Source organism: Campylobacter lari subsp. lari (genome assembly GCF_013372185.1).
GTDB classification, from domain to species: domain Bacteria; phylum Campylobacterota; class Campylobacteria; order Campylobacterales; family Campylobacteraceae; genus Campylobacter_D; species Campylobacter_D lari.
Map to the genome: position 1 here is coordinate 1,227,750 of NZ_CP053830.1, position 16,271 is coordinate 1,244,020.

15 protein-coding genes are annotated in these 16,271 nt (G+C 30.0%); 8 read left to right on the plus strand and 7 right to left on the minus strand.

All coding sequences use genetic code 11. The features are described from left to right. Positions 1–9: 9 nt before the first annotated feature. Positions 10–696, minus strand: a complete 687-nt coding sequence (locus CLLT_RS06435; protein ID WP_070257236.1) for an MlaA family lipoprotein — start codon at positions 694–696, stop codon at positions 10–12. A 219-nt stretch (positions 697–915) separates the two neighbouring features. On the opposite strand from CLLT_RS06435, the gene modA reads away from it, so the two are divergent. From modA to CLLT_RS06450, 3 genes are read left to right on the plus strand one after another with little or no spacing between them, the layout of a single operon-like run. Beyond that, positions 916–1,662, plus strand: coding sequence for a molybdate ABC transporter substrate-binding protein (gene modA, locus CLLT_RS06440; RefSeq protein ID WP_074692851.1), 747 nt, complete (start codon positions 916–918; stop codon positions 1,660–1,662). Beyond that, positions 1,659–2,048, plus strand: a complete 390-nt coding sequence (locus CLLT_RS06445) for a hypothetical protein (protein WP_074692852.1) — start codon at positions 1,659–1,661, stop codon at positions 2,046–2,048. Before modA ends, CLLT_RS06445 begins: the two co-directional genes overlap by 4 nt. Beyond that, positions 2,042–2,911 (plus strand): sulfate/molybdate ABC transporter ATP-binding protein, encoded by an 870-nt coding sequence (locus CLLT_RS06450; protein WP_074692854.1) that lies wholly within the window; start codon positions 2,042–2,044, stop codon positions 2,909–2,911. The genes CLLT_RS06445 and CLLT_RS06450 overlap by 7 nt, the downstream gene beginning before the upstream one ends. Before the next feature lie 21 nt (positions 2,912–2,932). Here CLLT_RS06450 and CLLT_RS06455 read toward each other — a convergent pair whose 3' ends face one another. Continuing rightward, a complete protein-coding gene (locus tag CLLT_RS06455) occupies positions 2,933–4,585 on the minus strand; it encodes a 4Fe-4S dicluster domain-containing protein (RefSeq protein WP_074692855.1) in 1,653 nt (550 codons plus the stop codon). A gap of 89 nt (positions 4,586–4,674) precedes the next feature. Here CLLT_RS06455 and selA point away from each other — a divergent pair, with 89 nt between their 5' ends. Genes selA through CLLT_RS06475 form a run of 4 tightly spaced genes read left to right on the plus strand, consistent with a single transcriptional unit; the run spans position 4,675 to position 9,085 of the window. Then, positions 4,675–6,006 (plus strand): L-seryl-tRNA(Sec) selenium transferase, encoded by a 1,332-nt coding sequence (gene selA / locus CLLT_RS06460; RefSeq protein ID WP_074692857.1) that lies wholly within the window; start codon positions 4,675–4,677, stop codon positions 6,004–6,006. After that, on the plus strand, positions 5,999–7,804 hold the full coding sequence (gene selB / locus CLLT_RS06465; protein WP_074692859.1) for a selenocysteine-specific translation elongation factor: 1,806 nt from the start codon (positions 5,999–6,001) through the stop codon (positions 7,802–7,804). The genes selA and selB overlap by 8 nt, the downstream gene beginning before the upstream one ends. 53 nt (positions 7,805–7,857) lie before the next feature. After that, positions 7,858–8,571, plus strand: coding sequence for a bifunctional thiol oxidoreductase (locus CLLT_RS06470; protein WP_074692860.1), 714 nt, complete (start codon positions 7,858–7,860; stop codon positions 8,569–8,571). Beyond that, the gene (locus CLLT_RS06475; protein ID WP_074692862.1) at positions 8,558–9,085 is read left to right on the plus strand and encodes a hypothetical protein; all 528 of its coding nucleotides are present in this window, start codon (positions 8,558–8,560) and stop codon (positions 9,083–9,085) included. Before CLLT_RS06470 ends, CLLT_RS06475 begins: the two co-directional genes overlap by 14 nt. A 22-nt stretch (positions 9,086–9,107) precedes the next feature. On the opposite strand, the gene gdhA is transcribed toward CLLT_RS06475, so the two are convergent. The 4 genes from gdhA to gltX all read right to left on the minus strand — a co-directional run bounded on the left by gdhA (position 9,108) and on the right by gltX (position 14,026). Continuing rightward, positions 9,108–10,475, minus strand: a complete 1,368-nt coding sequence (gene gdhA, locus CLLT_RS06480; protein ID WP_081352042.1) for an NADP-specific glutamate dehydrogenase — start codon at positions 10,473–10,475, stop codon at positions 9,108–9,110. A gap of 12 nt (positions 10,476–10,487) precedes the next feature. Next, complete coding sequence (locus CLLT_RS06485; RefSeq protein WP_012661991.1) at positions 10,488–11,153, minus strand: MqnA/MqnD/SBP family protein; 666 nt, start codon at positions 11,151–11,153, stop codon at positions 10,488–10,490. 246 nt (positions 11,154–11,399) lie between these two features. Continuing rightward, on the minus strand, positions 11,400–12,635 hold the full coding sequence (locus tag CLLT_RS06490; protein WP_074692863.1) for a malic enzyme-like NAD(P)-binding protein: 1,236 nt from the start codon (positions 12,633–12,635) through the stop codon (positions 11,400–11,402). Continuing rightward, positions 12,635–14,026 carry a glutamate--tRNA ligase gene (gene gltX, locus CLLT_RS06495; protein ID WP_012661993.1) on the minus strand — a complete coding sequence of 464 codons (1,392 nt, stop codon included), beginning with the start codon at positions 14,024–14,026 and terminating at the stop codon, positions 12,635–12,637. Before gltX ends, CLLT_RS06490 begins: the two co-directional genes overlap by 1 nt. Before the next feature lie 64 nt (positions 14,027–14,090). On the opposite strand from gltX, the gene CLLT_RS06500 reads away from it, so the two are divergent. Continuing rightward, positions 14,091–14,918 (plus strand): peptidylprolyl isomerase, encoded by an 828-nt coding sequence (locus CLLT_RS06500; RefSeq protein WP_070257224.1) that lies wholly within the window; start codon positions 14,091–14,093, stop codon positions 14,916–14,918. Between the two features lie 20 nt (positions 14,919–14,938). Here CLLT_RS06500 and CLLT_RS06505 read toward each other — a convergent pair whose 3' ends face one another. Continuing rightward, complete coding sequence (locus tag CLLT_RS06505; protein WP_012661995.1) at positions 14,939–16,270, minus strand: acetyl-CoA carboxylase biotin carboxylase subunit; 1,332 nt, start codon at positions 16,268–16,270, stop codon at positions 14,939–14,941. Position 16,271 lies beyond the last annotated feature (1 nt).

A 16,271-nucleotide genomic window follows, 5' to 3' on the forward strand; every position in this document is an offset into this window, starting at 1 on the left:
TTATTCTCCTTATTTGATGAGCTCTTGGCGTCTTTGTTCATATGCATCGCGTATAAAAGTGTAATAATCTACACTATTTTGGTAAATATCATCTATTTTTTCATGCTCAAAACTTAACTCATTCAGTTTTAATGCAGCATTTACACCCACACCAACCCAAAAATTATCTATATATCCCTCAGGAACCATAAACCAATTAGCAGGCATACTCAAAGCATCTCTTACATTAGATGGTCCCAATAATGGCAACACAAGATGAGGGCCACTACCTACTCCCCATTTGCCCAAAGTTGTTCCAAAATCAGCTTCATAACTTTTTAAAGAAGTTTTGCTTGCACTATCTAACAAGCCAAATCCAAAAATAACATTCACACAAAATCTTCCAAATTCCTCTCCAGCTTTTCTAAATTCCAAACTTAAAAGGTGATTGATAAATCTAAAAGGCGATCTTGTGGTATCAAAAGCATTTTTTACCCCTGTTCTTACAAAATTTGGAGTAACACTTTTATAAGAAAGCGTAAGAGGTCTTAAAAAATAAGTATAAAGATTATAATTAAATTTACTCATAGCTTTATTATAACTATAAAAGCTATCTTTGACTTCTTTTTTTTGGTATTCTTGTTCAAAATCTTCAAAGTCATTGGCTAAAATTAAAGTGTTAAAAAATAAACACGAAATTAGTATGTATTTTAACAAGTTTTTCCTTTTAAAATTTCATAAATTAAAATCATAGATTATACAAAAATTAAAATAAATTTTTACATTAAAATGTTTTGAAAATATTCTTTAAAAAAATTAAAAATTTTTATTTGCTTATAAAATAAGTCATAGAAAATATGCAAAAAATACAAATTTATTTTTGCTTTTAAAAATAAGCTATAATTTTTTCAAAATTTACTACCAAAAGGATAAAAAATGAAAAAAATTTTCACCCTACTTTTTTTATGTATTTTTGGCTATAGTGCTGATGTAAATATCGCTGCAGCTGCAAATGTAGCTTATGCTTTTAAAGCCTTGCAAAAAGAATTTCAAAAAGAAAATCCTGATATTAGTGTTAATGTAAGCTTAGGCGCTAGTGGAAATTTAGTCTCACAAATCAAAAATGGAGCACCATTTGATATATTTATGGCTGCAAATATGAAATTTGCACAAAGCTTATATGATGATAATTTTGCTAGTACAAAACCTGTTATTTACGCTCAAGGAGCTTTAGCTTTACTCAGTGTTAGAATGGATTTAAGCAAAGGATTAGATATGCTTAAAGAAGAAAAAGTAAAAATCATTACCATAGCTAACCCCAAAGCCGCTCCTTATGGTCAAGCTAGTATAGAAACTTTACAAAATGCTAAAATTTATGAGCAAACAAAAGCTAAAATCATCGAAGCAAAATCCATAGGAGAAGCACTTACTCAAACACTAAAAGCAGCTGATGTAGGTTTTATAGCAGCAAGTGCTTTATATGAAGATACGCTAAAATCTTATAAACTCCAAGAAGGAAAAAATTATATTTTAATCAATCCAAAGCTTTATGAACCAATCAACCAAGGTATTATCATCACTTCTTATGGTAAAGATAATGCTAAAGCTAAGAAATTTTATGATTTTATTTTAAGTAAAAAAGCTAAGGAAATTTTCAAAGCTTATGGCTATAATATCCCATGATTAAAGCCAAAATAAATACCATAAAAAATCATGAAAATATAAACTGGGTAGAATTTCTTATAAATAAACATAAATTATATATGCTTGCTTTAGAACTTGATGAAAAAGCAAGCATTAATCAAGAAGTTTTACTTGCTTTTAAAAGTAGCGAATGCTTACTTAGTAAAAAAAATTTAGAAAACTCATTTTTAAATACCTTTTATGCAAAAATCATTGATATTTTCCAAGGACAAATCATCACTATCGTAAGATTAGAAAATGAAATTTGTACTTTCGAAGCTCAAATTAGCACCCATGAGTTTTTAGAGCAAAATTATCAAAAAAATGATTTTGTATTTGCTTATGTACATCCTAGTGCTTTGTTTATCAAAGAGTATTTATGCTAAAACTTGACTTTGAAAAAATCTTTAAAAATAAAGAAAAAGAATTTAAACTTAAGGTTAAATTTGAAGTTAAGGAAGGGGATTTTTGTGCTATTTTTGGAAAAAGTGGCAGTGGCAAAACTACGCTTTTGAGAATTTTAGCAGGTTTTGAAAAAGCACAAGGAATTTGTACTTTTAACGATACTATATTTTTTAATGATAAAAACTTTCTAAGTCCACAAAAAAGAAAACTTGGCTTTGTTTTTCAAGATTATGCTTTATTTGAAAATATGAATGTAGAGCAAAACTTACTTTTTGCTAAAAAAGATCTAAAATTTGCTAATGAACTTTTAGAGCTTTTAGATTTAAGCAAACATAAAAAAAGTCATATTTTAGAATTAAGCGGGGGGCAAAAACAACGCGTAGCTTTAGCAAGAGCCATTATGCAAAAACCCAAACTTTTACTTTTAGATGAGCCATTTAGCGCCTTAGATAATGAGATAAAACTACACTTGCATGATTATCTTTTAAATATACATAAAACTTATAAAATCACTACTATTTTAATCAGTCATGATGTAAGCGAAGTTTATAAACTAGCCAATAAAGTCATCATTTTAGAAAATGGAGCCATCACCAAAGAAGGCTCGCCTAATGAAGTTTTTTTAAAAACACAAGGCTCGCAAAAATTTGCCATAAAAGCACGCATTTTAAAATTGCAAAAGCAAGATAGCATATTTATAGCTATACTTGCCATAGGCAATCAAATCAGCCAAGTAGCACTAAGCCCTTTAGAAGCTAAAGATTTTAAAGAAAATGATGAAGTGCTTTTAAGTCAAAAGGCTTTTGCGCTAAATTTGAGTAAAATACAAAACAAAGTCAATTAAACTTTGTGTTTATTTTTTAGTTTAAAGCACATTCATACTTTGTATCATTACTTTTGCTTTACATTCAGCACAGCAATATAGTGTTTTTATCTTACTTTCATCACCCATAAATCTTGGCTTCATAATGCTAGCGATTTTTTCAATGGCCTTTTTAGTAGCAAATTCTTTCCCACACTCTACACAAGTAAAAAGTTCATCTTGAGCTAAAACCATAAAAGAAAAATACTCTTTTTCTAAATCTATCCCACTTCTTTGAAGCATTAAAGTATCTTTTTCAGCACAACTTGCCTCACAATATCCACAGGTAGTACATAAACTAGCATTAAATTTCAAAGAATTATCCTTAGCATCAGCTACTAAAGCTCCTACATTGCAAGCTCCCACACAAGAAAGACATAAGGTACAGGTATCTGTATTGATAGTGATTTTTCCATAGCGTATCCATTCTTTACTTGGGATATTACCTAAATTTTCTTCTTTTATAAGCTCTCTTAATCTTATAGCAAAATCTTCTCTTTTTAAAAGCGCAGGATTATAAGATATAAATTTAAGATTTTCTATAAAATGCGCTTGATTTATAGCCTCTAAAAGTTCTTTTTCATCTTTAGCTAGAAAAATTGCATTTTGTTTAAATTTTCTTTGAAATATTTCATTCATCAAAGCTATCACTTCTAAAGCACCTTGTGACAAACCATCGCTATAAAAAATCACACTCGCACCACTTGTTTGAAGCATAGCTAAAAAATGTGCTTGATCAAGATAGTTTTCACCTTTAATCATAAAAGGCACTGCATCTTCTTTTAAAGTGATATTTAAATTTTCTATAGACATTTTCTCAGGGATTATTAAAATGATTTTATCTTCATAAAATTTTAAAATTTCATAAAAACTATTGCGTGGCATAGGCGCATAATCAAGCGCCCCGCTAGGACAAATTCCCACACAATCACCACAGTTTAAACAATCCACATGAGAAAATTCTAATTTCCTTTGCTCATCATCTTTTAAAATAGCCACACTAGGACAAATTTCAGCACATTTCCCACAATGAATACTTCTTCTTTCATGGTATTGACAAATGCTATCATCATAACTAATATAATTTCTAAATTTATATTTTGGAGAATTAGAATTTAAAAGTTTTATAAGCTCTTCTTGACTTAAAGTAGTTAGATCATAGCAACCACTTTGTTGATCAAAACTTTCTTTTTTTACATCATATAAGAAAAAATCACAATCAATTTCTACTTGCTCATTATCTTTTAAAGCTATCACGCAAAGCTCGCCCACGCAACCTAAAACACCCAAACATTGCTCATTACTTAGTTTTAAAACCTTGTATTCTTGTTTTTTTAAGCTTTCTATAAGCTCATTTTGATCCTCATTGCTTGCAATAATTACATTTTTACCCACTTCTTTGGTGTATTCTAAATCAAGCCCTAAATCATAAACTTTAGATCTAATCTTATATAAAGACTCAATAGTTTTGGCTTTTTTTAGCACATCATCTTGTGAGTTTTTAAGGTAAAAATTAATCTCAGGTGCATAAACTTCAGGATTTAAAAGCTTTGAATTTCCTATAAAAACTTCTTCATTACAGGCTTTTTGAACTATGTTAATATCATCACTTAAAGGAATTAAATCTTCATTTTCTAAAAATACAAAATCTTTCATAATACTCTCTTTTAAATTTTTTAATCTTAATTATATAAATTTCATTATAAAAAAGTTATAATTTTACTAATTTATTCTTAAGGTTTAAGATGAACAAATTTAGAAATTTTCCACCCATAAACACACTTATAAACGATGGAAACTTGGCTAATTACCCTTTGTATTTAAGAGCTCATTTTGCAAAAATAATTGTTTCAAATTGTAAAAAAGAACTAAGTAAAAATGAAAATTTAAATTTTAGCTTGCAAGATTTACTAAAAAAAACCACTCAAAGTATTGATGAATTTTTAAATGCACAAAGTCAAAGCTTGATCAATGCTACTGGAGTTATCATACATACTAATCTTGGTCGTAGCATTATTGATGAGAGTATTTTTGAAAGAACTAAAGAAATCATCTGCTCTTATTCTAATTTAGAGTTTAATATGCAAAGTGGCAAAAGAGGCTCAAGGTATGACGCACTTAGTGCGAATTTAAAAATATTATTTGATTGTGAAGATTGCTTGGTTGTTAATAATAACGCTTCAGCTGTATTTTTGATCTTAAACACCTTAGCAAAAAATGAAGAAGTTATTACTTCAAGAAGTGAGCTAGTTGAGATTGGGGGAAATTTTAGAATTCCTGAAGTCATGCTAGCAGCTGGTGTTAGGCTAAAAGAAATAGGCACAACCAATAAAACTCATCTGTATGATTATGAAAAAGCTATCAATGAAAATACTAAAATGATTTTAAAAACCCACCGATCTAATTTTGCTTTTAAAGGATTTTTTGAAGAGGTAAGCTTAAGTGAAATTCACACTTTAACAAAAAAGAAAAAAATCATTTCATATTATGATTTAGGCTCAGGCTGGTGTGAAAAAATTAATAAACAACTTAGTAAAAACGAGCCAAGTGTGAAAGATCTTTTAAAACATTGTGATATTTTAAGTTTTAGCGGAGATAAGCTTTTTGGTTCTACTCAAGCAGGCATTATACTTGGAAAGAAAAAATACATTCAACAACTAAAGAAAAATCAACTTCTAAGAATGCTAAGGGTTGATAAAATTACTCTAGCTTTTTTAAATGAAACTACCAAAGCTTACTTAGAAAAAGAATATGAAAAAATCCCCACACTAAAACTTTTAAATGATGATTTAAAAACCATAGAAAAAAAGGCACTCTTTATCAAAGAAAAAATTCCTATAAAATGTGAGTTAAAAGCTTCTAAAAGTTTAGTAGGTGGTGGCTCTATGCCTGATAAAAGCTTAGATACTTTTGTGCTAAGTTTTGATAAAAAAGCTTTGCTTTTACAAGAAAAATTTAGAAAAAAAGGCGTGATTGGCCGTGTTGAAAATGGGCATTTTGTGCTAGATTTTAGAAGTATTTTAGAAAAAGATTTAAACCGTTTAATCCACGCTATCAAAGAGGTATTTCATGCATAGTATCATCATAGGCACTGCTGGACATATTGATCATGGTAAAACTTCGCTTATTAAAGCTTTAAATGGTTTTGAGGGTGATGATTTAAAAGAAGAACAAGAAAAAGGCATTACGATTAATCTTAGCTTTTCAAATTTAAAAAGTGAAAATTTAAATATTGCTTTTATCGATGTACCTGGGCATGAAAGCTTGATCAAAACTATGATAAGTGGTGCTTTTGGCTTTAGAGTATGTATGTTTGTCATAGATATAAACGAGGGTTTAAAGGCTCAAAGTATAGAGCATTTAAGGGTTTTGGAATTTTTAGGGGTAAAAGATGTGGTGCTTATTTTGAGTAAGGTTGATTTATGCAAGAATTTAGCACAAAAACAAACAGAGCTTTTAAAAGAATTAAAAACCTTTAAAATCAATATCTTAAAAGTTTTTCCAACTAGCATTTATGATGAACAAAGTATATTAAATTTAAAAAACTATCTGCTTAGTTTAAAGCCTAAAGAAAATGATGAAAATTTGATTTTTAGATACTACATTGATAGAATTTTTTCTCTAAAAGGTATAGGAGCAGTAGTAACAGGAAGCTTAAATGAAGGAAAAATCAGTAAAAATGAAAAAATCTTTTGCCTTGAAAATCAAAAAGATATCATTGTAAAAAATATACAAATTCATGAAGAAAATGTTTTAGAAGCAAAAGCTTATAATAGAGTTGCTTTAAGTTTAAACTGTGATTATCATGAGTTAAAAAAAGGCTATGTATTAAGCAAAAAAGGTGTTTTTAAAAGTTTTAAAAGTATCGATGGAGTTGTTTTTAATACAGAGATTAAACACGGAAGTATTTTAGAATTTTGCAGTGGCTCAAAAAAACTTAATGCAAAAATTAGTGTAATTAAAGAATTTGAAGATAAAACTTATATTAGTTTAGAGTTTGATAAAAACTTACCTTTGTGTTTTGATGATAAATTTATCTTGCTTGAAAATGGGCGTATTAAAAGTGGCGGTGTGGTGTTAAATGCAGTGAGTGAACCTTTAAAAAAAGATATAAAAGCTAAATATCTAGCGCTTTTAGAACAAAAAGATTTTAAAAAAGTATTTGAGTTTTTAAAACAAACTCACAAACTTGGCTTTGGATTGCTTTCAAGCTATCAACGCTTTAAACTCACTCATGAACAAGCTTTAAACTTGGCAAAAAGTTTAGATCATGTTTTTGTCGATGAGCAAGCTTTAAATGTATATGATTTAAATGCTATGCAAACTTTGAAAGAATTTATTGATTTTATTTTCTCTAAAAATCCTTATGCTTTAATCTCGCCTCATTCTATTGCCTTAAGGCTTAGCTGGGCGAGTGAGAGTTTTTGTGCTTATGTACTCAAGCAAATGCAAGGAAAATTAGATTTTAAAGATGGCGTATGGTTTTTAAAAGGACAAAATTTTGAAAAATTACAAGAAAAGGCTCATTGTGAGCTTTATGAAATTTTAAAAAAAGAAGGTATAAAACCCACCGCACCTTATAATCTTTATGAGTATTTAGAGCTTGATAGAAAAAACGGGGATCTTATCTTAAAAAAACTCACCAAAGAAAACAAAGTCAAAAGATTAGCGCATAATCTTTTTATAGAAAAAAATGCCCTTGAAAATCTCATGCAAGATTTTTTAAAGCTTTTGCAAGATCATCATTTAGATGTCGCTTTTGTAAAAAATCATTTTCAAATTTCAAGAAAATACGCCATAGCTTACTTAGAATACCTTGATAAAAACTATCCTCAAGTGATAAAAATCGAGGAAAAAAGAATGCTAAAAGTATAAGTGTTAAAATTTACATTTTATAATTGTGTGAAAATTTAAAACAAAGGAAAATAATGAAAAAATCTTTAGCTCTTTTAACTCTTGCTAGTTCTTTATTTGCTGCAAGTAATGAAGAAATTATTAATTTTTTTAAGAAAAATCCAAATTTATCAAATGCAAATATTAGTGTTTCTAGTAGAGAAAAAATTCCTGATACTAACTTTGAAGCTGTGATAGTTAATTTTGAAATTAGTGGTAAAAATTTCCAAGAAATCGTTTTTACTCAAGATAATATCATCACAACCGAAGTAATTGATGTAAAAAAAGGTGAGTTTTATTCTCAAGTTTATCAAGCAAAACTCATGGAAAAACAACAAGCTGAATTTTCAAAAAAAGCCTTAGTGGAACTTAAAAAAGAAAAAATGTTTGTTTCTTTAGGCGATAAAAACAAACCTTTGCTTTATGTTTTTAGCGATCCTGAATGTCCATATTGCAGAATGCATTTAGATAAGATAGAAGAAACACTAAAAACTCATCAGGTTAAATTTATCTTAACTCCAATCCATGATACAAGCGCATTTGAAAAATCTGCATTAATCTACAAAGAAAGCAAAAACGCTAAAGATGATGCGCAAAAAATTGCTATCATGAAAAAATACTATGATAAAGATATAAAAGATTATAAAAAGCCTAGTGAAGCTGAAGTTAAAGCAGTAAGAGAAACTTTTGCAAAATACTCTAAACTTGGTCTTCGTGCCGTACCAACCATAATCGATGCTCAAAAATAATCTTTTCTTACTTGTGCTTGCACTGTTTTTAAGTGCTTGCACAGGTCCTATGCAAACTTTTATCCAAACAAACAATGAAGGTATTTTCCTACATGCTAATAAAAATCAAAGTTTTTCTTTACACATCAATAATCCTTCAAAATTAAACACGAATTTAGAAGCCAAAATCACTCAAAAATTACAAAATTTAGGATTGGTTTTAGATAATACTCAAAGTGATTATAAAATTTATATCAATATAGTAGATTTTAAAAAATTTTCTTACGCACAAAGACTAATTGCTTCTAATGCGAGATTTTTTTATAATGACTTTGATAAAATAGATGATGTTTTTGAAATGGAAGTAGAAAATTACTATCTTTTGCAAGTTAATTTACAAATTAGCTACAAAAACTCTACTCAAAGCACCTCGCTTTTAGCAAGAACTGCTTATCTTGGCAACATAGACAGAGCCAAAGAATCTTTAGAAGAAAAAATCGCTAATCAAATAACAAGCTTTTTTTATATGCATTAAAGATGGCATTTAAGCCATCTTTTTAAATATAACCATGATCAATCATCGCATCAGCTACTTTTTTAAAGCCTGCTATATTTGAACCTACTACTAAATTTCCTTCATGATTATAAGCTTTTGCACACTCGTATGAATTTTCAAAAATATTTTTCATAATCTTATGCAATTTTGCATCAACTTCCTCAAAACTCCATTGACACATGCTTGCATTTTGTTGCATTTCAAGTTGAGAAGTTGCCACTCCTCCTGCATTTGCAGCCTTAGCTGGGGCAAATAAAAAGTCTTTTTGATTTAACATAAAATCAATCGCTTCAAGCGTGCTTGGCATATTAGCTCCCTCTGCTACCATACGACAACCATTATGATATAAGGTTTTAATATCTTCTAAATTTAACTCATTTTGCGTAGCACTTGGAAAAGCTATATCACAAGGTATACTCCATACTCCATTACAACCTTGCTTATATGCACTTTTTGGAGTAAAAATAGCACCTTTTTTAAGCGCTGCATAATCACTCACCCTAGCTCTTTTTACTTCTTTAATTTCTTTTAATAAATCCAAATCTATCCCATCTTTATCATAAACAAATCCATCACTATCACTTATTGTGATTGCTTTTGCGCCAAGTTGGTGTAATTTTTCTATGGTATAAATTGCCACATTTCCGCTACCTGAAACTGCGCACTCTTTTCCTTCTAATGCATTGTTATATTTTGCTAGCATTTCTTGAGTAAAATACACACAACCATACCCTGTTGCTTCTGTCCTTGCTAAACTTCCACCCCATGGAATTTTCTTTCCCGTTAAGGTTCCATCAAAATTAGAGCTAATTTTCTTATAAGCTCCAAACATATATCCAATTTCCCTAGCACCAACCCCTATATCACCCGCTGGCACATCGGTGTTTGCACCTATGATTTTTGAAAGTTCAGCCATAAAAGCTTGACAAAAACGCATAATTTCTGCTTCGCTTTTACCTTTAGGATCAAAATTTGCTCCACCTTTAGCACCGCCTATCATTAAACCTGTTAAAGAATTTTTGAAAATTTGCTCAAAACCTAAAAATTTCAAAACATCCAAATTCACACTAGGATGAAATCTAAGTCCACCTTTATAAGGACCTAAACTAGAATTAAACTGCACCCTATAGCCAAAATGTGTTTGAGCTTTACCTGCATCATTGATATATACAACTCTAAAAATAGTCGTTTTTTCAGGCATTACAATACGCTCTAATATCGCATGATCTTGGTAGGTTTTGTTAGATTCAAGTAAAGGTTCTAAAGAATTTAATACCTCAGTTGCTGCTTGAAAAAAGATAGGTTGTCTTGGGGAAATTGTTTGAATTTTTTCTAAAGTTTCGTTGATATATTGTTTAGCCATACTCATAAATTGTCCTTTTTATAGTATCTTGCTGTTTGTTTTAGCTAAAAATTTTTTTAGCGCCATTTGCTCCTTTGTTCCTATTTTGTAGTAAATTAGCTTTAAGTATGCGCTAATTTCCTTTTGAGAAAGATTTCTTGATTTAGAATAATCTAGCAAAATATATTGTGGAATGAAAATTTTACTTTTTGTGAAATTTTTCATCATTCTTTTATAAATAGAAAAATTTTTAACGCAAGAAAAGCGTGCAAAAACAAAAGGTAATTTTGTCTTCTCATACCATAATTCACATAAATCAATATAATCTTTTGGATTTTGCAAATAAAGTTTTAAAGCCTTATCACCGATGATAACCTCCCCTTTTTGCTTTAAAACTTTTGCAAGAGCATTAGAAGTTGCAGAGCTTGCATCTTCTTTGCTTTGAGAATGTTTTTTCACTAAAACGCTTTTTACCTTTTTGCTTGCGCAAATTCCCACATTTAAGGTTTTGTATTTTTTTCTACGACTTTCAATACTTGAGATAATCGCTGCATCAATGCGTCTAAAATACAAATGGCGATTTAGCTTACTAGGAACCCCTTTTTTGTATTCTGTAGTTTGCTTAACATAGCTAGGAAAAGCTGTTTTTTTAAGATAGATATGCAAAGGGAGTAAATTAAGATAATCTATCTTTCCAAAAACCATCTTAGCCTTTCTATGATTAAGTATTAGTATCCTATAAAAAAATATCTTAAATATAAATTAATTTAATTAAAAATATAATCAATACTAAAATTTATATAAAAATTTAATATTTATTATTAAAAATATTTTGTAATCTAAGATTATTAAATAAAAAATAAAATAAGAGAAAGGTTAAATTGAAAGATTGAAAATAAAAATTAAGTTTTATTTAAAAAAATATTTTAAATAAAACTTAATCCATAAAAACTATTGTAAGCTTGCTAAATATTTTTGATAGTCAAATTCTTTGACCAAAGCCACTCCATCTTCAACTGCAGCTTTTGCCACAGCAGCGCTAACTACAGCTTTTACTCTGCTATCAAATGGTTTTGGTATCACATAATCTCTACCAAAGCTAAGCTCTTCTATTCCATAAGCTTGTTTTACCTCATCAGTTACCTCAAGCTTAGCTAAATCAGCCAAAGCCTTAGCAGCAGCTACTTTCATATTTTCAGTGATTTTGGTCGCTTTTACATCTAAGGCTCCTCTAAAAATAAAAGGAAAACCTAAAACATTGTTAATTTGATTTGGATAATCACTTCTACCTGTTCCAACTATAGCATCACTTCTTACTCTTTTAACATCCTCAGGCATTACTTCAGGCACAGGATTAGCTAGTGCAAAAATCACAGGATCCTTAGCCATACTTAAAATCATTTCATCATCTAAAATCTTGGGCGCACTTAAACCTAAAAATACATCAGCACCTTTTAAAGCCTCTCTTAAAGTACTATCTTTGGTATCGCTTACAAATTCTAGTTTGTATTTATTTAAATCATTTCTTTGGGTATTAATCACACCTTTACTATCTACTAAAACGATATTTTTAACCCCTAAATTTCTATACATTCTAGCACTTGCAATACCCGCTGCACCCGCGCCACTTACTACTACTTTAATATCTTCAAATTTTTTACCACTAATTTCCATAGCATTCATTAACCCTGCTGTGGAAATGATCGCAGTGCCATGTTGATCATCATGCATTACTGGAATTCCAAGATCTTGCAAAGCAGCTTCTATTTCAAAGCATTTTGGTGCTGAAATATCTTCTAAATTAATCCCTCCAAAAGTAGGCGCTACAGCTTTACAAAAGGCAACAATCTCATCTACACTATGAGCATTAATTTCTATATCATAAGCATTAACATTAGCAAATTTTTTAAACAAACATGCCTTTCCTTCCATCACAGGCTTACTTGCACTTGCACCTATATTGCCAAGTCCCAAAACCGCACTACCATCACTTACTATGGCAACTAAATTAGCTTTATTAGTGTATTTATAGGCTAAAGTTTCATCTTTTGCTATTTCAAGGCAAGGTTCAGCAACCCCTGGAGAATACGCTAAAGATAAATCATGCGCACTATCCATAGGTTTTTTAGCAATTATATCTACTTTCCCACCAAGGTGGTATTCTAAGGCTTCTTCTTTTAAATTCATTATTTCTCCTTCATGTAAGTTAGTAAATTTTCTATTCTAAGCTTAGCTTTTTGCACTCCTAAAAATTCTAATACTTCAAATATACTAGGACTTACCGAGCTTCCAGTGAGTGCAATGCGTATGGCTTGAGCTAGATCTTTTAACTTAAGATTATTTTCTTCTAAGAATTGATTAGTTAATTCTTCAAATTCGCAAGCATTTTTTTGCTCATTTAAAACCATAGCGTATTTTTCCAAATAAGTTAAATTTGTTACATTAAGAAATTTATCTACAGCCTTTTGATCATATTCTTTTGGTTCATTTAGTAACACTTTAGCCCCACTAATGATATCATGTAAGGTTTTAGCTCTCTCTCTTAACATATCCAGTAAAAATCCTGCTTTTTCATACTGACTTAAATCAAATCCTAAATCTTTTAATTGTCTATTGATTTCTTCAAAAGGTAAAGTTTTAATATAATGAGCATTAAGCCATTCTAGCTTTTTAAAATTATAACAAGACGCACTTTTGTTAATATGATTTGGATCAAAAAGCTCTTGCATGCTTTCTAGTGAAAAAATTTCATCATCGCCATGACTCCAACCAAGACGCACTAAAAAATTTAACAAAGCTTGAGGTAAAATTCCCATATTTTTATACTCCATCACATCAGTTGCCCCATGACGCTTAGAAAGTTTTTTACCATCTTCTCCATGTATCATAGCCACATGATAAAATTTAGGAATTTTAAAGCCTAACGCTTCATAAAGAACTATTTGTTTTGGAGTATTTGATAAATGATCATCCCCTCTTATAACATCACTTACGCCCATTAGTGCATCATCAATTACAACGGTTAAATTATAAATTGGACTACCATCACTTCTTGCAATTACAAAATCATCTAAAATATCTTCAGCCTTAAAACTAACCTCACCTTTAATACCATCTATAAATTTAATCTCTCCACTTTGTGGTGCTTTTATACGTACCACTGGCTCAATACCACTTGGAGGGGTTCCTTTAAAATCTCTATATCTACCATCATATTTTGGGCGCTCTTTAGCTGCTTCTTGCTTAGCTCTTAACTCATCAAGCTCTTCCTTGCTCATATAACAATAATAAGCCTTACCCTCATCCAATAATTTTTGAATGTATTTTTTATAAATATCAAATCTTTGGGATTGATACTCAATCGTTCCATCATAATCAAGTCCACACCATTTAAATGCTTCTATAATAGCTTGTGTAGCTTCTTGTGAATTTCTTTTTAAATCCGTATCTTCAATACGCAATAAAAACTTACCCTTATTTTTTCTTGCATAAAGATAATTATATAAAGCTGTTCTTAAGCCTCCAATGTGTAAATATCCAGTAGGAGAAGGAGCAAAACGCGTTGTGATTTCTTGCATATTTTTACCTTTTTTAAATTTTTATTGTTATAATGCTATATTTACACTTAAATAAAGGTTTTATATGAGAAAATTTTTAATATCTTGTTGTTTTGCTGCAAATGTTTTATATGCTCAAACCCTTGGTGGCGTAGCAATGATAGTAGAAAATCAACCTATTACTCTTTATGATATAGAACAAACCATGAAAGAATTAAAAACTAACGATAAGCAAAAGGCTATAGCATTTTTAGTAGATGATAAAATTCAACAAAGTGAAGCTAAAAAGCTAGGAATTTATGTAAGTACTTTTGAGCTTAATGAAAAATTAGACCAAATAGCAAAAGGCAATAAAACTGACATTAATGGTTTGCAAGCAAGAATGGAAAAAGATGGTTTAAGTTTTGAAGTTTTTAAAAATAAGGTTAGAAAAGATCTTGAAAGAGAAAAACTTTATAGAAGCATAATGCAAAATGCAAAAATCAATATCGATGATGAAACACTAAAGCATTTTTATGAAAGCAATCTTGATAAATTTAGCACTTTTTCAAATATAGACTTAGTTGTTTATAATTCTACTAATCCTGAGCTTTTACAACAACTTGCACAAAATCCTATGTATAAAAATTCTCAAATTAAATCAAAAGCCATTAGTTTAAACGCAGCTAGCATAGATCCAAGATTGCTTGCTTTATTAAATAATACCAAAATAGGAGAATTTACACCGGTATTAAATGGCGAAAATGCTTATATAGTATATTTTGTAAAAGAAAAATATGGTAAAAACCCTATCGAATTTGATTTAATCAAAGATCAAATTACAAATGCATACACTATAAATCAAAAAGAACAAGCTTTAAAAAATCATCTTGATAAAATAAGAGCTAATGCTCATATAGAAGAATTAAGATAGGTTAAAAAAACCTATCTTAATTAATGTCTTGAAAGATAATTTGTATCATAATTATTATTGATAAAATCTGCATTATCCATCATAGCTAAATGAAAATCTTTAGTTGTTTTAATCCCACCTACGATAAGCTCTTGCAAGGCTATTTTCATTTTAGAAATAGCTGTATTTCTATCTTCTCCCCAAACAACTAACTTTCCAATCATAGAATCATAATAAGGAGGCACACTATAATCTTGATAACAATGACTTTCCATTCTTACATTGCGTCCTGCTGGAGCTACATATTTGGTAATCTTACCTGGACATGGCATAAAGGTTTTAGAATCTTCAGCAGTGATTCTACATTCTATAGAATGGCCTTTAAGTTTTATTTCTTCTTGTTTTGGCAAAGGATACCCTTCTGCTACTTTAATCATAAGCTCGATAATATCCACCCCACTTACCATCTCACTCACACAATGCTCAACTTGTAAACGCGTATTCATTTCTATAAAATAAAAATCTAAATTTTTATCCACTAAAAATTCAAAAGTTCCTGCACCTTCATAATCAATAGCCTTAGCTGCTTTAACTGCGGTTTCATGAAGTCTTGCTCTTGTTTTTTCATCGAGTAAAATTGCAGGAGATTCTTCTATTAATTTTTGATGGCGTCTTTGCATAGAACAATCTCTTTCGCCCAAATGAATTACATTACCAAAGCTATCTCCTATGATTTGCACTTCTATGTGGCGTGGGTTTTGGATATATTTTTCCATATACATAGTTCCATCACCAAAAGCGCTCATAGCTTCACTTTCAGCTGACCAATAAGCTTTTTCTAAATCTTTTTCATCTTCGACTACACGCATACCACGGCCACCACCGCCTGCTGCTGCTTTTAAAATCACAGGATAACCTATTTCTTTAGCAAGCTTTTTAGCTGCTTCAACTCCATTTAAAGCCCCATCGCTTCCTGGTATAACAGGCACACCTGCTCTTTGCATTACTTGCTTTGCTTTGCTTTTATCACTCATTAATGCCATAGCAGCTACGGAAGGGCCTATGAATTTGATATTATGTTTTGCACAAATTTCAACAAAATTTTGATTTTCACTTAAAAATCCATATCCTGGAAAAATCGCATCCGCTTCGCTAATTTCAGCTGCACTAATAATAGCTGGGATATTTAAATAACTTTCTGAACTTCTTGCATTTCCTATGCAAATACTTGCATCAGCATATTTTAAATACAAAGCATCTTTATCTGCAGTTGAATACACACAAATTGCTTTTTTTCCCATTTCTTTTACAGTTCTTAAAGCTCTTAATGCAATTTCTCCACGATTTGCTATTAAAACTTTTTTAATTTCCATT

What these genes read in the sequence shown, in the direction of transcription:
- gltX (WP_012661993.1), bottom strand. Translation starts at nt 14,026, where the DNA reads ATGCAAGAAATCACAACGCGTTTTGCTCCTTCTCCTACTGGATATTTA.
- CLLT_RS06490 (WP_074692863.1), bottom strand. Translation starts at nt 12,635, where the DNA reads ATGAATTTAAAAGAAGAAGCCTTAGAATACCACCTTGGTGGGAAAGTA.
- CLLT_RS06475 (WP_074692862.1), top strand. Translation starts at nt 8,558, where the DNA reads ATGCTCAAAAATAATCTTTTCTTACTTGTGCTTGCACTGTTTTTAAGT.
- CLLT_RS06500 (WP_070257224.1), top strand. Translation starts at nt 14,091, where the DNA reads ATGAGAAAATTTTTAATATCTTGTTGTTTTGCTGCAAATGTTTTATAT.
- CLLT_RS06450 (WP_074692854.1), top strand. Translation starts at nt 2,042, where the DNA reads ATGCTAAAACTTGACTTTGAAAAAATCTTTAAAAATAAAGAAAAAGAA.
- CLLT_RS06505 (WP_012661995.1), bottom strand. Translation starts at nt 16,270, where the DNA reads ATGGAAATTAAAAAAGTTTTAATAGCAAATCGTGGAGAAATTGCATTA.
- selA (WP_074692857.1), top strand. Translation starts at nt 4,675, where the DNA reads ATGAACAAATTTAGAAATTTTCCACCCATAAACACACTTATAAACGAT.
- CLLT_RS06485 (WP_012661991.1), bottom strand. Translation starts at nt 11,153, where the DNA reads ATGGTTTTTGGAAAGATAGATTATCTTAATTTACTCCCTTTGCATATC.
- gdhA (WP_081352042.1), bottom strand. Translation starts at nt 10,475, where the DNA reads ATGAGTATGGCTAAACAATATATCAACGAAACTTTAGAAAAAATTCAA.
- CLLT_RS06455 (WP_074692855.1), bottom strand. Translation starts at nt 4,585, where the DNA reads ATGAAAGATTTTGTATTTTTAGAAAATGAAGATTTAATTCCTTTAAGT.
- CLLT_RS06445 (WP_074692852.1), top strand. Translation starts at nt 1,659, where the DNA reads ATGATTAAAGCCAAAATAAATACCATAAAAAATCATGAAAATATAAAC.
- CLLT_RS06470 (WP_074692860.1), top strand. Translation starts at nt 7,858, where the DNA reads ATGAAAAAATCTTTAGCTCTTTTAACTCTTGCTAGTTCTTTATTTGCT.
- modA (WP_074692851.1), top strand. Translation starts at nt 916, where the DNA reads ATGAAAAAAATTTTCACCCTACTTTTTTTATGTATTTTTGGCTATAGT.
- selB (WP_074692859.1), top strand. Translation starts at nt 5,999, where the DNA reads ATGCATAGTATCATCATAGGCACTGCTGGACATATTGATCATGGTAAA.